This is a genomic window from Ruegeria sp. A4, assembly GCF_056543025.1.
Map to the genome: position 1 here is coordinate 1,716,504 of NZ_JBQGAW010000001.1, position 18,690 is coordinate 1,735,193.

At 57.9% G+C, this 18,690-nt stretch carries 20 protein-coding genes; 5 read left to right on the forward strand and 15 right to left on the reverse strand.

What is annotated here, in order from left to right; all coding sequences use genetic code 11:
- Nucleotides 1-32 precede the first annotated feature (32 nt).
- Complete coding sequence (locus ACR0E2_RS08480; protein ID WP_480446075.1) at nt 33-1,448, reverse strand: aminotransferase class V-fold PLP-dependent enzyme; 1,416 nt, start codon at nt 1,446-1,448, stop codon at nt 33-35.
- Nucleotides 1,449-1,550: 102 nt separating this feature from the next.
- On the opposite strand from ACR0E2_RS08480, the gene ACR0E2_RS08485 reads away from it, so the two are divergent.
- Entirely contained in the window at nt 1,551-2,012 is a 462-nt protein-coding gene (locus tag ACR0E2_RS08485) for an Lrp/AsnC family transcriptional regulator (protein ID WP_480446076.1), read from the forward strand.
- A gap of 146 nt (nt 2,013-2,158) precedes the next feature.
- Here the strand turns inward: ACR0E2_RS08485 and rpsD are convergent, their stop codons facing one another.
- The 7 genes from rpsD to ugpB all read right to left on the reverse strand — a co-directional run bounded on the left by rpsD (nt 2,159) and on the right by ugpB (nt 9,032).
- The gene (rpsD, locus tag ACR0E2_RS08490; protein WP_152459028.1) at nt 2,159-2,779 is read right to left on the reverse strand and encodes a 30S ribosomal protein S4; all 621 of its coding nucleotides are present in this window, start codon (nt 2,777-2,779) and stop codon (nt 2,159-2,161) included.
- A gap of 240 nt (nt 2,780-3,019) precedes the next feature.
- Nucleotides 3,020-3,340: a hypothetical protein gene (locus ACR0E2_RS08495; protein WP_480446077.1), complete on the reverse strand. Its 321-nt coding sequence runs from the start codon at nt 3,338-3,340 to the stop codon at nt 3,020-3,022.
- A gap of 587 nt (nt 3,341-3,927) precedes the next feature.
- A complete protein-coding gene (locus tag ACR0E2_RS08500; protein WP_253286088.1) occupies nt 3,928-4,863 on the reverse strand; it encodes a glycerophosphodiester phosphodiesterase family protein in 936 nt (311 codons plus the stop codon).
- Entirely contained in the window at nt 4,863-5,918 is a 1,056-nt protein-coding gene (ugpC, locus tag ACR0E2_RS08505; RefSeq protein ID WP_480446078.1) for a sn-glycerol-3-phosphate ABC transporter ATP-binding protein UgpC, read from the reverse strand. Before ugpC ends, ACR0E2_RS08500 begins: the two co-directional genes overlap by 1 nt.
- Nucleotides 5,919-5,921: 3 nt before the next feature.
- The gene (ugpE, locus tag ACR0E2_RS08510; RefSeq protein WP_480446190.1) at nt 5,922-6,758 is read right to left on the reverse strand and encodes a sn-glycerol-3-phosphate ABC transporter permease UgpE; all 837 of its coding nucleotides are present in this window, start codon (nt 6,756-6,758) and stop codon (nt 5,922-5,924) included.
- A 20-nt stretch (nt 6,759-6,778) separates the two neighbouring features.
- Complete coding sequence (gene ugpA, locus ACR0E2_RS08515; protein WP_152459032.1) at nt 6,779-7,660, reverse strand: sn-glycerol-3-phosphate ABC transporter permease UgpA; 882 nt, start codon at nt 7,658-7,660, stop codon at nt 6,779-6,781.
- A gap of 61 nt (nt 7,661-7,721) precedes the next feature.
- Nucleotides 7,722-9,032 carry a sn-glycerol-3-phosphate ABC transporter substrate-binding protein UgpB gene (gene ugpB, locus ACR0E2_RS08520; RefSeq protein WP_171232901.1) on the reverse strand — a complete coding sequence of 437 codons (1,311 nt, stop codon included), beginning with the start codon at nt 9,030-9,032 and terminating at the stop codon, nt 7,722-7,724.
- 172 nt (nt 9,033-9,204) lie between these two features.
- Between ugpB and ACR0E2_RS08525 the strand changes: the two genes are divergently transcribed.
- Nucleotides 9,205-10,107 carry a LysR substrate-binding domain-containing protein gene (locus ACR0E2_RS08525; protein ID WP_480446079.1) on the forward strand — a complete coding sequence of 301 codons (903 nt, stop codon included), beginning with the start codon at nt 9,205-9,207 and terminating at the stop codon, nt 10,105-10,107.
- 198 nt (nt 10,108-10,305) lie between these two features.
- Here ACR0E2_RS08525 and ACR0E2_RS08530 read toward each other — a convergent pair whose 3' ends face one another.
- From ACR0E2_RS08530 to dgcN, 3 genes are all read right to left on the reverse strand, one after another.
- Nucleotides 10,306-11,166, reverse strand: a complete 861-nt coding sequence (locus ACR0E2_RS08530) for a D-amino-acid transaminase (RefSeq protein WP_480446080.1) — start codon at nt 11,164-11,166, stop codon at nt 10,306-10,308.
- A 10-nt stretch (nt 11,167-11,176) separates the two neighbouring features.
- The gene (gene dgcA, locus ACR0E2_RS08535) at nt 11,177-12,142 is read right to left on the reverse strand and encodes an N-acetyl-D-Glu racemase DgcA (protein WP_480446081.1); all 966 of its coding nucleotides are present in this window, start codon (nt 12,140-12,142) and stop codon (nt 11,177-11,179) included.
- Nucleotides 12,143-12,217: 75 nt separating this feature from the next.
- Nucleotides 12,218-13,219, reverse strand: coding sequence for an N-acetyltransferase DgcN (gene dgcN / locus ACR0E2_RS08540; protein ID WP_171232903.1), 1,002 nt, complete (start codon nt 13,217-13,219; stop codon nt 12,218-12,220).
- Nucleotides 13,220-13,514: 295 nt separating this feature from the next.
- On the opposite strand from dgcN, the gene ACR0E2_RS08545 reads away from it, so the two are divergent.
- On the forward strand, nt 13,515-14,477 hold the full coding sequence (locus ACR0E2_RS08545) for an L-malyl-CoA/beta-methylmalyl-CoA lyase (RefSeq protein ID WP_480446082.1): 963 nt from the start codon (nt 13,515-13,517) through the stop codon (nt 14,475-14,477).
- Between the two features lie 45 nt (nt 14,478-14,522).
- Here ACR0E2_RS08545 and ACR0E2_RS08550 read toward each other — a convergent pair whose 3' ends face one another.
- Nucleotides 14,523-15,101, reverse strand: coding sequence for a PA14 domain-containing protein (locus tag ACR0E2_RS08550; RefSeq protein WP_152459039.1), 579 nt, complete (start codon nt 15,099-15,101; stop codon nt 14,523-14,525).
- Nucleotides 15,102-15,220: 119 nt separating this feature from the next.
- Nucleotides 15,221-15,673: an Lrp/AsnC family transcriptional regulator gene (locus tag ACR0E2_RS08555; RefSeq protein WP_171118856.1), complete on the reverse strand. Its 453-nt coding sequence runs from the start codon at nt 15,671-15,673 to the stop codon at nt 15,221-15,223.
- Nucleotides 15,674-15,746: 73 nt separating this feature from the next.
- Between ACR0E2_RS08555 and ACR0E2_RS08560 the strand changes: the two genes are divergently transcribed.
- Complete coding sequence (locus ACR0E2_RS08560; protein ID WP_480446083.1) at nt 15,747-16,343, forward strand: LysE family translocator; 597 nt, start codon at nt 15,747-15,749, stop codon at nt 16,341-16,343.
- On the opposite strand, the gene ACR0E2_RS08565 is transcribed toward ACR0E2_RS08560, so the two are convergent.
- Nucleotides 16,319-16,489 (reverse strand): hypothetical protein, encoded by a 171-nt coding sequence (locus tag ACR0E2_RS08565; protein ID WP_480446084.1) that lies wholly within the window; start codon nt 16,487-16,489, stop codon nt 16,319-16,321. The genes ACR0E2_RS08560 and ACR0E2_RS08565 overlap by 25 nt on opposite strands.
- A 103-nt stretch (nt 16,490-16,592) precedes the next feature.
- Between ACR0E2_RS08565 and ACR0E2_RS08570 the strand changes: the two genes are divergently transcribed.
- The gene (locus tag ACR0E2_RS08570; protein WP_152459042.1) at nt 16,593-17,555 is read left to right on the forward strand and encodes an acetyl-CoA carboxylase carboxyltransferase subunit alpha; all 963 of its coding nucleotides are present in this window, start codon (nt 16,593-16,595) and stop codon (nt 17,553-17,555) included.
- Between the two features lie 3 nt (nt 17,556-17,558).
- Here ACR0E2_RS08570 and ACR0E2_RS08575 read toward each other — a convergent pair whose 3' ends face one another.
- A complete protein-coding gene (locus ACR0E2_RS08575; protein ID WP_171206289.1) occupies nt 17,559-18,689 on the reverse strand; it encodes a lytic murein transglycosylase in 1,131 nt (376 codons plus the stop codon).
- Nucleotide 18,690: the final 1 nt, after the last annotated feature.

Sequence of the window (18,690 nt, forward strand, 5' to 3'; positions counted from 1 at the left end):
GTCTCAAAGGGTTGAGAAAAGCGGCAATTCCCTCATGCGGCCTTGAAGCGCGCTGTTGCCGGGTCAGCGTTGTAGTAAGGCGTGAATTCTTCGGTCCGGTGCGACAGGTCATTGACGCTGTCGATGATGAACTGAACCGTCTCTTCGCTCATCAGATATGAGAAATTCAGACGCACCCAGCCGGGTTTTTTCATTTCTTCCCCGGCGGACAAGGCAGCGTGCAGCGCCTCAGACGTTGTCCGATCGATCCCCAGCAAGTGGTGGGCGTAGGGTCCGGCACAGGCACAGCCGCCCCGTGCCTGAATGCCGTAGATATCGCTCAGCATCCGCGTGAACAGCTGCTGATGCACGGGCTGGCCCGCATTGTCGCGCACCAGGAAGGAAAAGATCGGCAGACGGTGCGCTTTCTCGACCCCAAGCAGGGTCAGGTTCGGGTTGTTTTGCCAGCCGTCCAGCGCCATTTGATTGTACTGCGCCTCACGCCGGGCGATTTCGTCCGTTCCGACGACATCCTTGACGATGAAGGCCAGCGCCGCACGAATGTCTCCGATCACGTTGGGCGTTCCGGCCTCTTCCCGGGTGGATAGATCGGTGCTGTAGTCATGCCGCCACGGTGACACGAAACTGACGGTTCCACCGCCGGGCCAGCTGGGGCACGTCCGTTTCACGGCCGATTGGTTCACAACCAAAACGCCTGACGCGCCCGGGCCACCGGGAAACTTGTGCGGCGAAACCACGATCGCATCCTTTCGGGCCCCTTCGGGCCCCATGTCCATCGGCAGGTAGGGCCCACCACCGGCATAGTCCCAAACGGCCAAGGCACCATACGCCTTGAGCATCCGCGTGACCGGATCAGGATCGGTGACAATGCCCGTTACGTTGGACGCGGCAGAAAACGATCCGACCACCAAATCGGCATCCACATGGGCCTCCAGAGCGGCTTTCAGCGCATGCAGGTCCACGCCACCGCCCTCGGCTTCGGGGATTTCGATGACACGCGCCTTGCTTTCGCGCCAGGGCAGAATGTTCGAGTGATGCTCGTACGGGCCGATCAAGACAATCGGCTGGTCAGCCTCTGCCACCCCTAGCAGGCTGACCAGCCGATTGAGCCCCGCAGTGGCGCCGGACCCGGTAAAGATCACCGCGTCCTCTTCCCGAGCACCAACAATGCGGGCTATTTCCGCCCGCGCTTCGCGGCGCAGACGTGTTATGTAGGACCCACAGTAGGAGGCCTCGGTGTGACTGTTTGCGTAAAACGGCAAAACGTCCTGCGCCACAAAATCCTCGACCTGCCGCAACGCGCGGCCCGAAGCGACGTAATCCGCATAGACAAGCGGCACGTCTCCAAGCAGACCCGGGATCAGAACGTTCTCGCCGATCAGCCCATCGCGCAGATTTGAATTGTGAGCGGTGGAACAGAGTTCCGCACGAAATTTGGACAGGGTCATGACATTGGCTCCTTACTGCCATACCAATGTGATATTTCTGACCCGAGTAGACTTCACATATCTTTGCGTGTATTTTAAAAAATTTGTGTCATATGATCAGTTATGACATCAAAAGTAGATCAAATTGATACACGCATTCTGAAAGAGCTGCAAAAGGACGCCACCCTGTCACAGCGGGAATTGGCGGATCGGGTTGGCCTGTCCCAGAATGCCTGCTGGCGGCGCTTGAAGGCCCTGAACGAAAACGGTGTGCTGATCGGATCCACGGCCCGCATCGCACGAGAAGAACTGGGGTTGAGCCTTGTGGTCTTCGTCATGCTCCGCACCCGACACCACTCTGCCCAGTGGCTTCAGGCGTTTCGGAGCCATGTTCTGACAATCCCGGAAGTCGTGGATTTTCATCGGATCGGAGGGGATTACGACTATCAGCTGAAAGTCGTAACGCAGGACATGTCGTCATATGACAAGGTCTATCAACGATTGATCGAAAAGGTCGAGCTGGACAGCGTAACCTCGTATTTCGCGATGGAAGCGATCGCCGAAGGCAGGCCCCTGCCGATCTGACACGCACGTCATTTGCCCAAAAACACTAGCCCAAAAACACCCTAAGGAGTCGCGGGCAATGTCGCGATGACGGCTTCGCCATGGACAAACCATAAAAAAAGACCGCGCCAAAAGCGCGGCCTTTCAGAATTCGATTGCGGCGAAGATCAGTTCTTCGCGTAGAATTCGACGACCAGGTTCGGTTCCATGACGACCGGGTAAGGCACATCGCTGAGGCCCGGCGCGCGCACGAACGTCGCGGTCATTTTCGAGTGGTCGGCGTCGATGTAGTCAGGAACGTCACGCTCGGCCAGCGCAACGGCTTCCAAGACAACAGCCAGTTGTTTGGATTTGTCACGTACCTCAATCACATCACCTTCTTTGACGCGGTAGGACGGGATGTTGACACGCTTGCCGTTCACTTTGACGTGGCCGTGGTTCACGAACTGGCGTGCAGCAAAAACAGTTGCGACAAACTTGGCACGGTAGACCACAGCGTCCAAACGGCGCTCCAGCAGGCCGATCAGGTTTTCACCAGTGTCGCCCTTCACACGCTCGGCTTCGGCGTAGATGCGGCGGAACTGCTTCTCGGTCAGGTCGCCGTAGTAGCCTTTCAGCTTCTGCTTGGCCCGCAGCTGCAGACCGAAGTCCGACAGTTTGCCCTTGCGGCGCTGGCCATGCTGGCCGGGGCCGTATTCGCGACGGTTGACCGGGGATTTCGGACGACCCCAGATGTTTTCGCCCATCCGGCGGTCGATTTTGTACTTGGCAGACGTGCGTTTGGTCACGGCTGATCTCCTTCGTTAGGTCGAAGCCCCGACGGGCCACTATGAAGGGCGTTGTCCTCTTGAGGTCTCCCCCATGACAGGCATCCCCTTGCGGGGGCCACCAACACCAATGAAGCCGCGCTTATATCCGCAATGCTGGCGGAGTCAACACAGCATTCCGCAAAGGTCAGAAAAACGATCAGGGCAGACAGCCACCGGACCCGGCAGCGCGCCGAAACCGTCTGGCGGCGCCTTGAAATCCTAGTTTGAGACCGGGAAAGAAACTACCGTCGCGCCGCTTTTCGCGGCGGGGTTTGGAATCATCGCAAGCTCGGTCACTTCGACAATCCAGAACTCTTCGTCCCGTGGGGGGCAAGCGCCTTCGAACACGAGAGCCCGCGACGTATCGTTGCCATCGGCAACAAGCTTGGCAGAGAACTTCTGCGCACCGTTGGTAAGGGTAAGGGTTCCGGCCACGTGGCCTGGAATGTCACGGACAATTGGAAAGTGGCTGTTCACCTGGCTGGCAGCGCCCCCGACATTTCCTATTCTTCCGATTCTTTGCTCGGCAGCCTCGCTCATGACGATTGCTTGACCACGCCATGACCATGCCGATCCGATCGCCAAACAGGAAAGAGGAGCGTCTTCAAGCCCGTCAATTTCCGTCTGACACCAGGAAATAGCTATTTGACCGTTTGTTCCGGCTCTCATCTGCCCACTCGCACTTACAACACCCCAACACTTAATTTTATCCTTATCAGCACAAATTCCGGCGGAAAAGAGACAGAACTGCAGCAATCACAAGATTGTTGTTAATGTGACTCAATATTTGGCGCCATCCGTCAGGCGTGACGGCCCGTCGATGACGGTTGTGGTCAGCGATGGCCGAAACCGATGCCAGATATCAATTCCAATTCATCGGAGAACGTGTGGAACGCTGTCCCGACAACTGCGGGTACAACGCTCAGAGCAATGGGGGCAGTGTTCCGGATTTCCGTCAGCCGCGCGCCCAAGAACGGTTTCCTGAGATAAGGCTCTCATCAAATCAGGCCGCAAAAACACGCGGGCCCTGAGCGTCAACGGGCTGAAGGGCCTTTTTTTGAGGCAAATTTCAAATGGCGTAAGAAATTCATCCACGTCACCCTCGAGGTGCCGGGATCACCGGTGAGCTACTGCCAACGGAAGCCTGACTCCGACAATTGTCTTTGAACCCGCCCGGGATAGTCGGATACGATTGCGTCCACGCCCAGATCGATCATCCTGCCGATATCTTCGTGTTCGTTGACTGTCCACACGACGACGCACAGGCCCAGCTCTTTTGCGCGCGTGACGTTTTCGGGCGTTACATCCGCAAAGTACGGGCACCAAAGCGAACCGCCGGCCTGCTTTACCAAGTTTGGAATTTCGTCGCGACGGCCACGAAAGTCCGGGCAAACGGATTTTGAGGAATCCTCGCCAACATCGTCGGCATTGTCCGGAAGTTGCGTCAGGTAGGATGAAGGCATATCCGGAGCTTGCCTCTGACACTCCGCCAACAGGTTCCAATCAAAACTGTGAAGCACCGCGCGCGAAGATAACCCTTTGCCGCGAACATCCCCAAGTACTCTGCGGACAAAGTTCTCTCGGTAAAGTGCATCATGGGCCAGGTCGGGGTCCGACTTCAGCTCGAGCATCAGATGGGCATCACGGTATTTCGGGTCATCGACCAAATCGAGCAGATCCAACAGCCTTGGAACACGAACATCGTCTATTTGCGCCTGATCCGGGAAGCGTTGGCCATAGGCGGAATGCCCGTCCAGACGCCCGATATCGAATTGTCGGATCTGTTCGTAAGTCAGCGAGGATACTTTCGGCTCTTCCCCGGTCAGAAACAGGCCATTGCCATCGCGGAAACTGGCCGAATGCAGGCGATGATTGTGCGTAATGACCGGCACATCATCGGCTGTCAGGACAACGTCAAATTCAAGAAGCGGGACGCCAATGGAAAGTGAAAAGTCGAAGCCGATCATGCTGTTTTCAGGCAACACGCCCCGTGCCCCACGATGCCCCACGACCCGGATCAGGTTCTCCCCACCGCGAAAGGCCTCAACCTGTTGAAACGCCATCAGCCTTCCAGCCTTTTGCCTGTCGCGTGGTCAAACAAATGCATTTTCTCCGGTGCCACCGAGAACCGCATAATCGGATGGCGTCCTTCGATCGGGTGAACACCGGGAAGGCTTGCCGTGATTGCGCTTTCAGAGCCCGACAGGTGACCGTGCAGCAACGTGTTGGCCCCAAGCGGTTCAGCCATCTGAATCGCGGCTTCAAGCGGGCCATTGTCATCCGACAACAGATGCTCTGGTCTTATACCAAGCTTCACGGCGCAGTCCGGACCCCCAGAGGGGCCGACTTCGATTTCTCCGATCTTGACCGCCCCGTTTTCGCGCCGTGCTTCGAATATGTTCATTGCCGGGCTGCCGATGAACTGCGCGGCAAACAGCGTCTGCGGAGTTTCATAGACCTCGAGCGGCGTGCCGATCTGCTCGGCTATGCCGCCGTTCATCACGATCATCCTGTCCGCCATCGTCATTGCTTCGACCTGATCATGCGTGACGTAAAGTGACGTGATCCCAAGCTTTTCCTGAAGTTCGCGTATTTCCAGACGCATCTGAACACGAAGCTTGGCATCGAGGTTCGAGAGCGGCTCGTCAAACAGGAAAACAGCGGGCTCGCGGACAATGGCCCGGCCCATCGCGACCCTCTGGCGCTGACCGCCGGACAACTGCCTGGGCTTGCGATCCAGCAAAGGTTCAAGCTGCAACAGCTTAGCCGCCTGGGTCACCTTTTGATCGATCTGAGCCTTGGGCAGCCTCGCGATCTTCAGGCCATACCCCATGTTCTGACGCACGGACATATGTGGGTAGAGCGCGTAGTTCTGGAACACCATGGCGATGTCGCGATCCATGGGCTCTTTGTCATTGGCGCGTTCACCGCCGATCCGGATTTCCCCGGACGTGACCGTTTCCAGCCCTGCCACCATCCGCAACAATGTGGACTTGCCGCAGCCTGACGGGCCGACGATCACGATGAACTCTCCATCGGCGATATCGACATCAACGCCGTGGATCACATCCGTCGGGCCAAAGCTCTTTTTGACATTCTCTAGAGTAACTGTTGCCATTTCTTACTTCTCGCTATCGACAAGGCCACGGACAAAGAGCTTTTGCATCGACACCACCACGATGACCGGCGGGATCATCGCCAGAATGGACGTCGCCATGATCGTCGGCCAATGCGCAAAGTCGTCACCGGACGGGAACATCTGCTTGATACCCATCACGATGGTATTCATTTCGGGATCGGTCGTGATCAGCAGCGGCCAAAGGTACTGGTTCCACCCATAGATGAACAGGATCACGAACAGTGCGGCGATGTTGGTCCGGCTCATGGGGACGACGATATCGATGAAGAACCGCATCGGTCGCGCGCCGTCGACCCGGGCTGCCTCGGCAAGCTCATCGGGGATGGTCAGAAAGAACTGACGGAACAGGAAGGTTGCCGTGGCCGAGGCGATCAGGGGAAAGATCAGCCCGTAATAGCTGTTGAGCATGCCGAACCCGGCGACAACTTCGAACGTCGGAACGATGCGGACTTCGACCGGCAGCATCAGGGTCAGGAAGATCAGCCAGAAGAACGTCGTTCGCCCGGGAAAGCGGAAATAGACAATCGCGAAAGCCGACAGCAGAGAGATGATGATTTTGCCGACTGCAATTCCGATTGCCATCACCAGGCTGTTGAACAGCATCGTGGCAACGGGCACATTTACCCCCGAGAACAGCGCCGCCTTGTAGTTCACCCAGAACTGATCGCCGGGCACGACAGGCATCGGTGGCGAGACGATCTCGGCCTGGGTCACGGTCGAAGCCACGAAGGCAAGCCATATCGGGAAAAATATGATCAGGACACCGAGTATCATGAGGGCATGGGACAACCAGATGCCCGCGCCGCGTTTTTGGACCATTCCGTGTTGTTGGGCCGCCATCAGTAATGCACCCTCTTTTCCACGTATTTGAACTGGATGACCGTCAACAGTCCCACGACGATCAGCAAGATGACTGATTGCGCCGAAGACGAGCCGAGGTCCTGCCCCACAAACCCGTCCGAAAATACCTTGTAGACAAGGATTGTCGTCGACTGTTGCGGCCCGCCGCCGGTGATCGTGTGGATCACGCCAAAGGTTTCGAAGAAGGCATAGACGACGTTCACCACCAGCAAGAAGAACGCCGTCGGCGACAGCAGCGGCAGTACGATCGTGAAGAATCGGCGCCAGAAATGCGCGCCGTCAATCGCCGCCGCCTCGATCACGGATCTTGGAACGGATTGCAGGGCAGCGAAAAAGAACAGGAAGTTATAGCTTATGCGCCCCCAGGCAGAAGCAACGACCACCAGCCCCATGGCTTCGGTGCCGTTCAGAACGTGGTTCCAGTCATATCCAAGTTGGCCAAGATACCATGACACGACGCCGACGCGCGTGTTGAACATGAAAAGCCACAGAACGCCCGCGACCGCAGGGGCAACAGCGTAGGGCCAGATCAGCAAAGTCCGATAGACCCCGGACCCTTTGATCAATCGATCCGCAATAACCGCAAGAAACAAGGCAGGGATCATCGAGCACAACGTGACCAACGTGGAAAACACCGCCGTCGTCACGAAAGAGGCGCGATAAAACTTGTCACTCAGCAGAAATTCAAAGTTGCCGAGCCCCACGAACTGGGACGACAGCCCGAACGGGTCAGGTATGAACAGCGACTGCCAGATGGCCTGACCGGCGGGGTAGAAAAAGAAAACAGCGGAAATGATGACCTGAGGGGCGATCAACGCCAATGGCAACAGCCAGCCGCGAAAGGTGACGCGTTTTTCCATCCTGAAAACCCACCGAAGAAAGAAAATGCGGGCCCCGAAAGGGCCCGCATAACGTTACGACTTATTGATTGGCGGATTCGAACCGGCGCAGCAACGCATCACCGCGTTCCTTCGCGCTGTCCATCGCTTCCTGAGCGGTCTTCTCACCGGACCAGATCGCCTCAAGCTCTTCGTCGATGATGCCCCGGATCTGGTCGAACGATCCCAGACGCAAGCCTTTCGAATTTGCGGTCGGCTCTTTCGCGGTCATCTGGATCACTGCGACGTCGGTACCCGGGTTTTCGTCATAAAAACCTGCGGCACGCGTAACCTCACCCGCTTCTGTCGTGATTGGAAGATAACCGGTGTTCTGGTGCCATGCCGCTTGTACATCAGGTGATGACAGGAAGCTCAGGAACTCTCCGACGCCCTTGTACTCTTCGGGCTCATGACCCTCCATTACCCAAAGAGACGCGCCACCGATGATGGTGTTTTGCGGCTCACTGGTAACGGATTCCCAATAGGGCAGCGGACGCACGTCGAAATCGAACTCGGCCTCTGCCTTGATGCCGGCGTATCCGGCCGAACTTTCGGTGAACAATGCGCACTCGCCTGACCGGAAGTTCGCACCACCTTCGTTTCTGCGGCCGGTATAGATGAACTTGCCGTCCTTGGCCCAGTCACCCATCGCGGTCAGATGTGCAACCTGCACCGGACCGTTCAGCATCAGCTCGGTATCCAGACCGGCAAATCCGTTGTCCCGTGAGGCAAACGGAACATCGTGATAAGCTGAAAGGTTTTCAAGGTGAATCCAGCTTTGCCATGCTGTCACCAGCGGGCAGTCTTCGCCACCTGCCTTCAGCTGCTCGAGCACTTCGCCGACTTTTTCCCAAGTGGACAGATCCGTGTCCGGATCAACGCCTGCTGCTTGCATGGCATCGCGGTTGACCCACAGGACCGGCGTCGAGGAGTTGAAGGGAAGCGACAGCATCTCTCCGTCAGTGGTTGTGTAGTAGCCTTTGACGGCGCCAATATACGCGTCGGGATCAAAAGACGCGCCGCTTTCGGCCATCACTTCATAGACCGGCTTGATCGCCCCTTTGGCTGACATCATTGTCGCCGTGCCGACTTCGAACACCATCAGGATATGTGGCTGTTCACCGGCCCGGAATGCTGCAATCCCGGCATTCAGGGTTTCCGAGTAGTTGCCCTTGTGGCTTTCGACCACGACGAACTCATCCTGACTGGCGTTGAATTCTTCAACCTGTCCTTTGACAAGTTCCCCTAGGCGACCGGTGAAGGCGTGCCAGAACTGGACTTCGGTTTGCGCCATTGCCGCCAAGGGGGACAAGGCTGTGGTGATGGCAATCGCGCCAAGCAGATTCTTTTTCATGATTCCTCCCATGCATCAGGGTTGATGCTTCGTTGAATACCGACCGCAACGCGTAAACGGCACACATGACGATTTCACGACGTTAACGTTACAAAAATATAATTCAAGGCCTATCTACTTGGTGAAAAAATAACATAGTGTTATGAAATGGCGCAGCAGATCGGGATCAGCAATGAGTCAAATTCTGAGAGTTCGGCAGTTGGAGGCCCTGATGGCCGTGACCACCAATGGGTCTGTCACGGCCGCTGCGGCTGATCTGGGCGTGACCCAGCCAGCTGTCAGCAGATTGCTGTCCGATCTTGAAAAGTCGCTCGGGTTTCAGCTTTTTGACCGTCGGGAAGGCCGATTAGTACCAACGCAGGAGGTTCGCTATCTCTTGCCCAGCGTCGAGCGCGTTCTCGAATTGATGAGACAAATTTCGGATGTCAGTCAGGATATCACACAACGCAAAGCAGGGCACATCCGTGTCGCTTGCCTGCCGGGATTTGCCACCAGCCATTTGCCCAAAGTCGTCGCCGGTTTCCTGAAGGATCGGCCCGGTGTCACCCTGACGATCGAACCAGACAGACCTGAACGCATTCTGGAATGGATGATCGGTGAGCAGTATGATTTCGGAATCACTGACAGCTTTCACGGTCATCCGGCAGTAGAAAGCAGGGACATCGACGTTCGCACGGTGTGCGTGTTCCCCACCGGGCACGAGTTGGAAAGCCTTTCCGAAATTACGCCGGCGGATCTCGCACATAGCAAAATCATCCACACCCGACGCGACAGCGACTTTTTCGGGCGGCTTTCGAAAGTGTTTCAACATGCCAATGTCGAATTGAACTCGCATATCGAGGTCAGGCAGTTCACGGCAGCATGTGAATTGGCGCTGGAAGGTGTCGGAGTCTCGGTCGTAAGCGAACTGGATGCCGTCCAATACACGTCGAGGGGATTGAGTTATCGGCCGTTCAAGCCGTCCTTGACGCATACCCTTTCGTTGGTGCGTCCAATTCTGAAGCAACCGTCATTGGTAACGCTGGAATTCATCGAACAGTTTCAGGAAAGCCTGAGCCCTTTCAAGGTCGGGTAGCCCCGCCTTCAACCATATTCCTGTTACAAAGCAGGAACTGGTCCCACAACAAGACCGGTGTCCCGCCAGAAAGTCGCATGTGATCTGCTCATGCTCGGCGGGATCTACAGCGAAATTCCTCGTCCTGCCCCGGGGCCCGACTGAGTTTGGCACGGCGCCGCAGCAGCCTGCTGCAACGCTGTCCAACGTGGTGGTTCTTCAGATCGCGGCCTTTCGGCTTTCATCCAGGTATATTTCACGAAGGCGTTTGGCAATCGGACCGGGTGTACCATCACCCAGCGTGACTCCGTCAATTTCCACTACCGGCATCACGAAAGCACTGGCCGAGGTCGTGAACGCCTCGTCAGCCTCTTTGGCTTCGTCGATGGTAAACAGCCGCTCTTCAACTTCCATCTGTGCTTCGGCTGCCATGCGCAGCACGGCCTTGCGAGTGATCCCGTGCAGGATGTCGTTGGACAGCGGGCGGGTCACGATCTTGCCGTTCTTGACGAAATAGGCGTTGTTGCTGGTGCCCTCGGTCACAAAGCCGTCCTCGACCAGCCATGCATCGTCGCAGCCCGCTTTCTTGGCCATCATCTTGCCCATCGAAGGGTAAAGCAGTTGCACGGTCTTTATGTCGCGGCGACCCCAACGGATGTCCTCGATCGAGATGATCTTGGCACCTTTCCGTGCCGCCGGGCTGTCAGCCAGCCCGGGCTTGTTCTGGGTGAACAGAACCAGGCTTGGCTTGGTATCGGCCGAAGGGAAGACAAAATCCCGGTCACCGTCACTGCCGCGCGAAACCTGAAGGTAGACCAGCCCTTCTTCGATGCCGTTCAGATCAACCAGCTTGCGGTGGATTTCCAGCAGTTCTTCCTTGGTGCAGGGCTCGGCCATCTCCAGCTCGTCCAGAGACCGCTTCAGGCGCACCGCGTGGCCCTCGAAATCGATCAGCTTGCCATCCAGTACACTGGTCACTTCGTAAACCGCGTCTGCAAACAGGAAGCCACGGTCAAAGATGGATACCTTGGCCTCGGTCTCGAGCAGGTATTCGCCATTCACATAAACGGTTCGGGTCATGTTTGTCTCCTCAGCCCCAGAGCGCCGCTTCGGGCGGGTGAACTCCGGCGTCGTCAAAAATCAGCGGGGTGTCGCGGTCTTCGGCCAACAGAAGCGGGCCGTCAAGGTCCGTCACCATCGCACCCTGCGCCAACAGTGTCGCGGGCGCCATGGCAAGCGAACTGCCGACCATGCAGCCGACCATGATGTCATACCCTTCCGCGATTGCGGCTTTGCGCAATTCAAGCGCCTCGGTCAGGCCCCCAGTCTTGTCGAGTTTGATGTTGATGACATCGTATTTCCCCTTCAGCCCGGGCAGGCTGGCGCGATCATGGCAGGACTCGTCGGCGCAGACGGGCACCGGGCGGGCCATTCCGATCAACGCATCGTCATCACCGGCCGGCAATGGCTGCTCGACCAGCGCCACGCCCAAACGCACCAGATGCGGGGCGAGGTCGGCGTAAACCTCGGCCGACCAGCCTTCGTTTGCATCCACGATGATCCTGGCGTTCGGCGCACCGGCGCGCACGGCCTCAAGCCGGGGCATGTCATCTGGCGTGCCCAGCTTGATCTTCAGAAGCGGGCGGTGCGCGTTCTCGGCCGCCTGAGCCTGCATTGCCTCCGGAGTATCCAGCGACAGAGTATAGGCCGTGATCTCGGGTCCGGGCACCGGCAGGCCCGCCAAATCCCAGGCGCGCTTGCCGGCGCGCTTGCTTTCCAGATCCCACAAAGCACAATCCACGGCGTTCCGGGCGGCACCGGCAGGCAGCAGATCCATCAGCGACCGACGGCTGAACTCAGCAGGCAAGCCGGCGATCTCGGCCTCGACCGACTCGAGCGTTTCGTCATAACGCGCATAAGGAACGCATTCGCCCCAGCCCTGATGCGTTGCGTCCGACACCCGCACCGTCAGCACCTTTGCTTCGGTCCGTGACCCGCGCGAAATGGTAAACACCTGCGCCAACTGAAACACACCGCGAGAGACCTCTATCTGCACGCACCTGCTCCTTCATCTTTTCCCAAATACTCCCGCCAGAGGCGGAACCGGCCCGCCACCGGCGGGCCGGTTGGATCACATCGCGGCCAACGCGTCCACCAACTTGCCCGAGCCGAACCGGAACGGATCGGTCGCCGGCAGCCCCATATCTGCTTCGATCTTGGCCAGATATGCCGTCGCGTCCTCTTCGGACATGTGCTGCGTGTTGACCGAAACGCCGACGACCTGACAATCGGGGTTCGCCACTTTGGCCAGGGCCAGCGCGGTGTCGCGCAAGGTTTCGAGCGTCGGCAGCTGATAGGTCGGCAGACCACGCATATGCGCGCGGGTCGGTTCATGGCTCAGGATCAGCGCGTCCGGCTGGCCGCCGTGGATCAACGCCATGGTCACGCCGGAATAGGACACATGGAACAGCGATCCCTGACCTTCGATCAGATCCCAGTGGTCGTCATCGTTGTCCGGTGTCAGCCATTCGATCGAGCCAGCCATGAAATCCGCAACAACGGCGTCCAGCGGCACGCCATCGCCGGTGATCAGAATGCCCGTCTGGCCGGTCGCGCGGAAGGTCGACTTCATACCACGCTTGCGCATTTCGGCATCCATCGCCATTGCCGTGTACATCTTGCCCACAGAGCAGTCGGTGCCGACGGCCAGACAACGTTTGCCCCTGCGCTTGATCCCGTTGGCGATCGGGTAATCGACCTCGGGTACACGCACGTCGTGCAGCTTTCGCCCCGTTGCTTCGGCCACCGCCACCAGATCGGGCTCGTCGCGCAACAGGTTGTGCAGGCCAGAGGCCAGGTCAAACCCTTCCTCAAGCGCCATGACCAGAACCTTTTTCCATTCCTGGCTGATGACGCCGCCACGGTTGGCGACACCGATAACCAGCGTTTTTGCGCCGGCCGCTTTGGCCTCGGTCAGGGTCATATCCTTCAGACCCAGATCAGCCTTGCAGCCGTCCATACGATATTGGCCGACGGCGTTTTCCGGGCGCCAATCCTTGATGCCCACAGCCACTTTGGCCGCCAATTGGTCGGGCGCATCGCCCAAAAACAGCAGGTACGGTGTCTCGATCATTGCGGTCACTCCTTTGATTCCGGCCCAAGCTAGAGAAGCGTTTAAACGAGCGTTTCGCGTTTTGATCCGCCCAACACGGCGGGTACGCGAGTTTCTTGCACCATTGACACAAATGGCGCAAAATTATTCGAAGTTTCCAAAGTGATTAAACTTTAATCACCACTTCTCAACTGTTGACACGCAGCATTCTGCAACCGCATTGCCGCAGATGCACAATCTCCCTTGCGCCAGGTTGCGCAATTTAATACCTCATTGGACGAGAAAATCGCAATTTCATTACCCACACGAGGTCCAGATGAGCTTTCGCATCCAACCCGCCGCGCCTGCACGACCCAATCGCTGCCAACTGTTTGGTCCGGGATCGAATACCAAACTGTTCCCGAAAATGGCAGCTTCTGCTGCGGATGTGATCAACCTTGACCTCGAGGATTCGGTTGCGCCTTCGGACAAGGACATCGCCCGCGCCAACGTCATCGAAGCCCTGAACACTGTTGATTGGGGCAACAAATACATGTCCGTTCGCATCAACGGATTGGATACCCCCTATTGGTATCGTGACGTTGTCGACGTGTTGGAGCAGGCAGGCGACCGTCTGGACCAGATCATGATTCCCAAAGTCGGCTGCGCATCGGATGTCTATGCCGTGGATGCCCTTGTCACCGCCATTGAACGCGCCAAGGGCCGAACCAAACCCATCAGCTTCGAGGTCATTATCGAATCCGCTGCCGGTATCGCGCATGTGGAAGAGATCGCAGCCTCCTCTCCCCGTTTGCAGGCGATGAGCCTTGGAGCCGCAGATTTTGCGGCCTCGATGGGAATGCAGACCACGGGCATCGGCGGCACACAGGAAAACTACTATATGCTGCGTGACGGCGAAAAACACTGGTCTGACCCGTGGCACTGGGCCCAAGCCACCATCGTTGCAGCGTGCCGCACCCATGGGGTGCTGCCAGTGGATGGGCCATTCGGGGATTTCAGCGATGATGAAGGGTACATCGCTCAGGCGAAACGCTCGGCCACGCTGGGTATGGTCGGCAAATGGGCGATCCATCCCAAACAGATTGCACTGGCCAATCAGGTCTTTACCCCGTCGGATGAGGCCGTTTCCGAGGCCCGCGAAATCCTGGCCGCAATGGAACAGGCCAAAGCCAACGGTGAGGGCGCAACCGTCTATAAAGGCCGCCTTGTCGACATCGCCTCAATCAAGCAGGCCGAAGTCATCGTGGCGCAGGCCGAACTGATTGCGGCGGGCAGCTAAGCCCCCAAAAAAGGGCGCTCGATCGAGCGCCCTTTCATGAATTCTTCAACGGCCAAAAACGTCATTGGGCGTCCATGTGAAGCGTTCCCCCTTCTTTCCTGACTTCATCATCAGGCAAGAGGTTCCCAGTTTCTGGAAATAGACGATCTTCAGTGGATACCAACCCGCCTTGGGCACTTCCACTTCGGTGCGTTGATTGGCTTCACAGCCCTGAATGCCATTTACCCGGCCAATCTGCTGACCGCCAACCCAAGCCTCTATCCCGTCATTCGACCACGTTTCCAGCTCGTAAACGCCAGGTGAGTCAAAGCGCATATAGCCTGTGACCTCGGCGGCAACGTTGTAGGCCTGGTCGAAGGTCAAGACATCCTCACCCTTGCTGGTGTCCCTGTAATCCAACCCGCGCAACGGCTTTCCGGGCTTCGCCTTAGACAGCATGCTTTTTGCCTGACTCAAATCCCGGATCTTCTTGTGTTGATTGCCTGTACCTAAGTATTTGACATTCAAACCCGCCTTCGGAGACGGCTGCGGATTGGCAGGTTGCAGTTTCAGCGGGGCAGACAAAGCGGCCCCGGCAATGACCGACATGGCAACTGCGGTCGCCACTGTTCGAACGAGTTTCATCGTAATCTCCCTGTTTGCGTGCCGTTTTGGCTGGGCGTATCCCCTGGCAGCGTCATTACAAAGACACTAGGCCCTGAAAATTTGCGCTGCAAGAGAGTGTGGCTTCACATTTCCAGTGGCTACGCACGCAGATCCTTGGGTGACCCCATGACCACATAGGATGTGATCGACGTGACATGAGGCAGCGTTCCCAGCACCTCGGTATGGAAGGTCTTGTAGGACGGCAGATCGGCGCATTCGACGCGCAGCAGGTATTCGATCGTACCGGTGATGTTGTGGCATTCGACCACTTCGGGGGCTTGTTGCAGGGCACGCTCAAACCCCTCCTGCGCCGCTTTCGTGTGTTCACCAAGACCGACCCCGATATAGGCGACAAAGCCGACACCCATCGCGGCCGGGTTCAGAACCGCACGATAACCGGTGATCACGCCGGCCTTTTCCAACTCTTGAACGCGACGCAGGCAGGCGGACGGAGACAGCCCGACCCGTTCGGCCAATTCCAGATTGCTGATGCGCCCATCGCGGGTCAGTTCCTGCAATATCTGGCGATTTATCTGATCATTCTTCATCATAAGTTGCAGAAATAGCGGAAACGCGCACGAAAAAGCAATTTCATTTGCTGCCGGTCAGACGATACTTCGCAGCATGACTTACGACATCCTTCTGGCGCTCATCGCTTTTGCCTTCGTGACATCCATTACGCCCGGGCCGAACAATCTGATGCTGATGGCATCGGGTGCGAATTTCGGCTTTCGGCGTTCGATCCCGCATATGCTGGGCATTGGCCTTGGCTTCACGCTCATGGTGCTGCTGGTCGGTGCAGGGCTGGTTCAGGTCTTTGACCGGTACCCGGTCAGCTATTCAGTGCTGAAGGTCGTGTCGGTGATCTATCTGCTCTATCTGGCATGGAAGATCGCGCATGCCGCGCCAGCCGCAGGCGATTTGGCAGCGGGGACACCCATGACGTTTCTGCAAGCCGCCGCCTTTCAGTGGGTGAACCCCAAAGCCTGGGCCATGGCCCTGACCGCCACAACCGCTTACACGCCCAGCCAGACCCTGCATGCGATTGCGCTTGTGGCGTTGGTTTTCGGGGCGGTCAACCTGCCATCGGTGAGCACATGGACCTTTCTAGGACAGCAGATGTCGCGGGTGCTGACGAACCCGCGCAGGCTGGTTGCGTTCAACTGGACAATGGCGGTGCTGCTTGTGGCCTCGCTCTATCCCGTTCTCTGGCCCAATTGACCCAGACAGGTTTCGGCCAACATATCCTCGGGCGCGGTGTCGGGTGGGTACAGGGTCAGACGCCGCGTTAGATTGTGGTGGGTGCAGGCCAGAGCGCGCAGCGCGGGGTCTTTCTTAGCGGCGGCCATCAGTATCCGATTTTCCATTCACCCATCTGAAATCGAACATCTTCACCACTCGGATCTTGCCGAGTTGCATCCGGAGCACCGTCAGGCCATATAGCAGGGAACTTTCGCGTTGAGAGGCGTCATGACCCAGTATCTGGATTTCGAAAAACCGCTGGCTGAAATTGAAGGCAAGGCTGAAGAGCTGCGTGCGTTGGCCCGAACCAACGAAGAGATGGACGTAACCGAAGAAGCCGCCGCGTTGGACGCCAAAGCCGCCAAGCTTCTGGATGAGCTTTATGCCGACCTGACCCCATGGCGGAAATGCCAGGTCGCCCGCCATCCGGAACGCCCGCATTGCAGCGATTACGTCGATGCCCTGTTCACCGAATTCACCCCTTTGGCCGGAGATCGCAATTTTGCCGATGATCTGGCCGTGATCGGCGGGCTTGCACGTTTCAACGATCAACCCGTTATGGTGATCGGCCATGAAAAAGGCAGCGACACCAAATCGCGGATCGAACGCAATTTCGGCATGGCCCGCCCCGAAGGCTATCGCAAGGCGGTCCGCCTGATGGAGATGGCCGGCCGGTTCGGCCTGCCGGTGATCACCCTGATCGATACCGCCGGCGCCTATCCCGGCAAAGGCGCCGAGGAACGTGGTCAATCCGAAGCGATTGCCCGCTCGACCCAGATGTGTCTGAAGATCGGCGTGCCCCTGGTGTCGGTCATCATCGGCGAAGGCGGCTCGGGCGGGGCCGTGGCCTTTGCCACCGCCAACCGCGTGGCAATGCTGGAACACTCGGTCTATTCAGTGATCTCGCCTGAAGGTTGCGCATCGATCCTTTGGAAAGATGCAGAAAAGATGCGTGAAGCGGCCGAGGCGCTGCGTCTGACCGCTCAGGATCTTCACAAGCTTGGCGTTTGCGACCGGATCATCCCTGAACCCAAGGGCGGCGCACATCGCGATCGTCCGGCCGCTGTCGAAGCTGTTCGCGCGGCTCTTACCGATATGCTGGCGGAACTGGACGGCAAAGACGCGGCGACCCTGATACAGGACCGCCGTCAAAAATTCCTCGACATCGGCTCGAAAGGGTTGGCGGCGTAACCGTCAGCCGCCCAACCTGCGCAACAACGCAACCGAGGGTTCTCCGGTGACCGCCAGGCCATTGGCGCTTTGATACGCGCTGATGGCAGACGTCGTGTTTTTGCCGATCACCCCGTCCGCGCCTTTCGTATCATACCCTTGGGATGTCAGCCGACGTTGCAATTCCTTGCGGTCGTCCAGTGTCAGACCGTTTGCATCTGGCCCGAACGAGGCCTGAAACGGCGCGCCACCGGCGATTCTGTCCGCCAGATGACCGACCCCGATCGCGTAACTGTCCGAATTGTTATAGCGCTTGATGACCTGAAAATTGCGGAAGACGGCAATGCGCGGCCCGGGTTTCTGTGGTTGCAGCACGGCGACCGGTGTACCGGAAACGGTTCCGACCTCGCCCCCCCAGGGCTGCCCCCGCACCCAGCCTGCGCGTGACAGGTAAGCAGCGGTCGAAGCCAGAGAATCCGTCGGATCGTCCGACCAGATATCGCGCCGCCCGTCGCCGGTGAAATCCACGGCATAGGCCAGGTAAGAGGTTGGAATGAACTGCGTGTGCCCCATCGCACCGGCCCAGCTGCCGGTCATCTTGTCAGGCGTGGTGTCACCATTCTGAAGAATCTTGAGCGCCGCGATCAACTGGCTTTCAAAGAACTGACCACGCCGCCCGTCATAGGCCAGCGTCGACAGAGCTGATACAACGGGCACATCGCCCCGACGCGCGCCATAGCGGCTTTCCAACCCCCACACTGCAACGACGATTTCCTTGTCTACCCCGTACTGCGCCTCGATCTGCGACAGCGTCCCGTTGTATTGCCGCAGCATCTTCTGGCCGGTGCTGATCCGTTCGTCCGAGGCGGCAATGGCCAGGTAGTCTTCGAGCGAACGCTTGAACTCTACCTGATTGCGGTCACGCTCGATCACATCGGGCAGATACCCTGCCCCCTGAAAAGCGCGATCAATCGTGGATTGTGAAATACCTTGCGATGCCGCCCTGCCCTTGAATCCGGCAACCCAGGCATCCCAACCCGCGTTGGGAACAGCTCGCATACGCGATGCAGGCGCGCTGGATGGCGCACCGCCACCCGTGCAGGCGGCCAACAATGTTGATCCAAGGCAAATGGAAAAAGTCCGGCGAGTGATCATG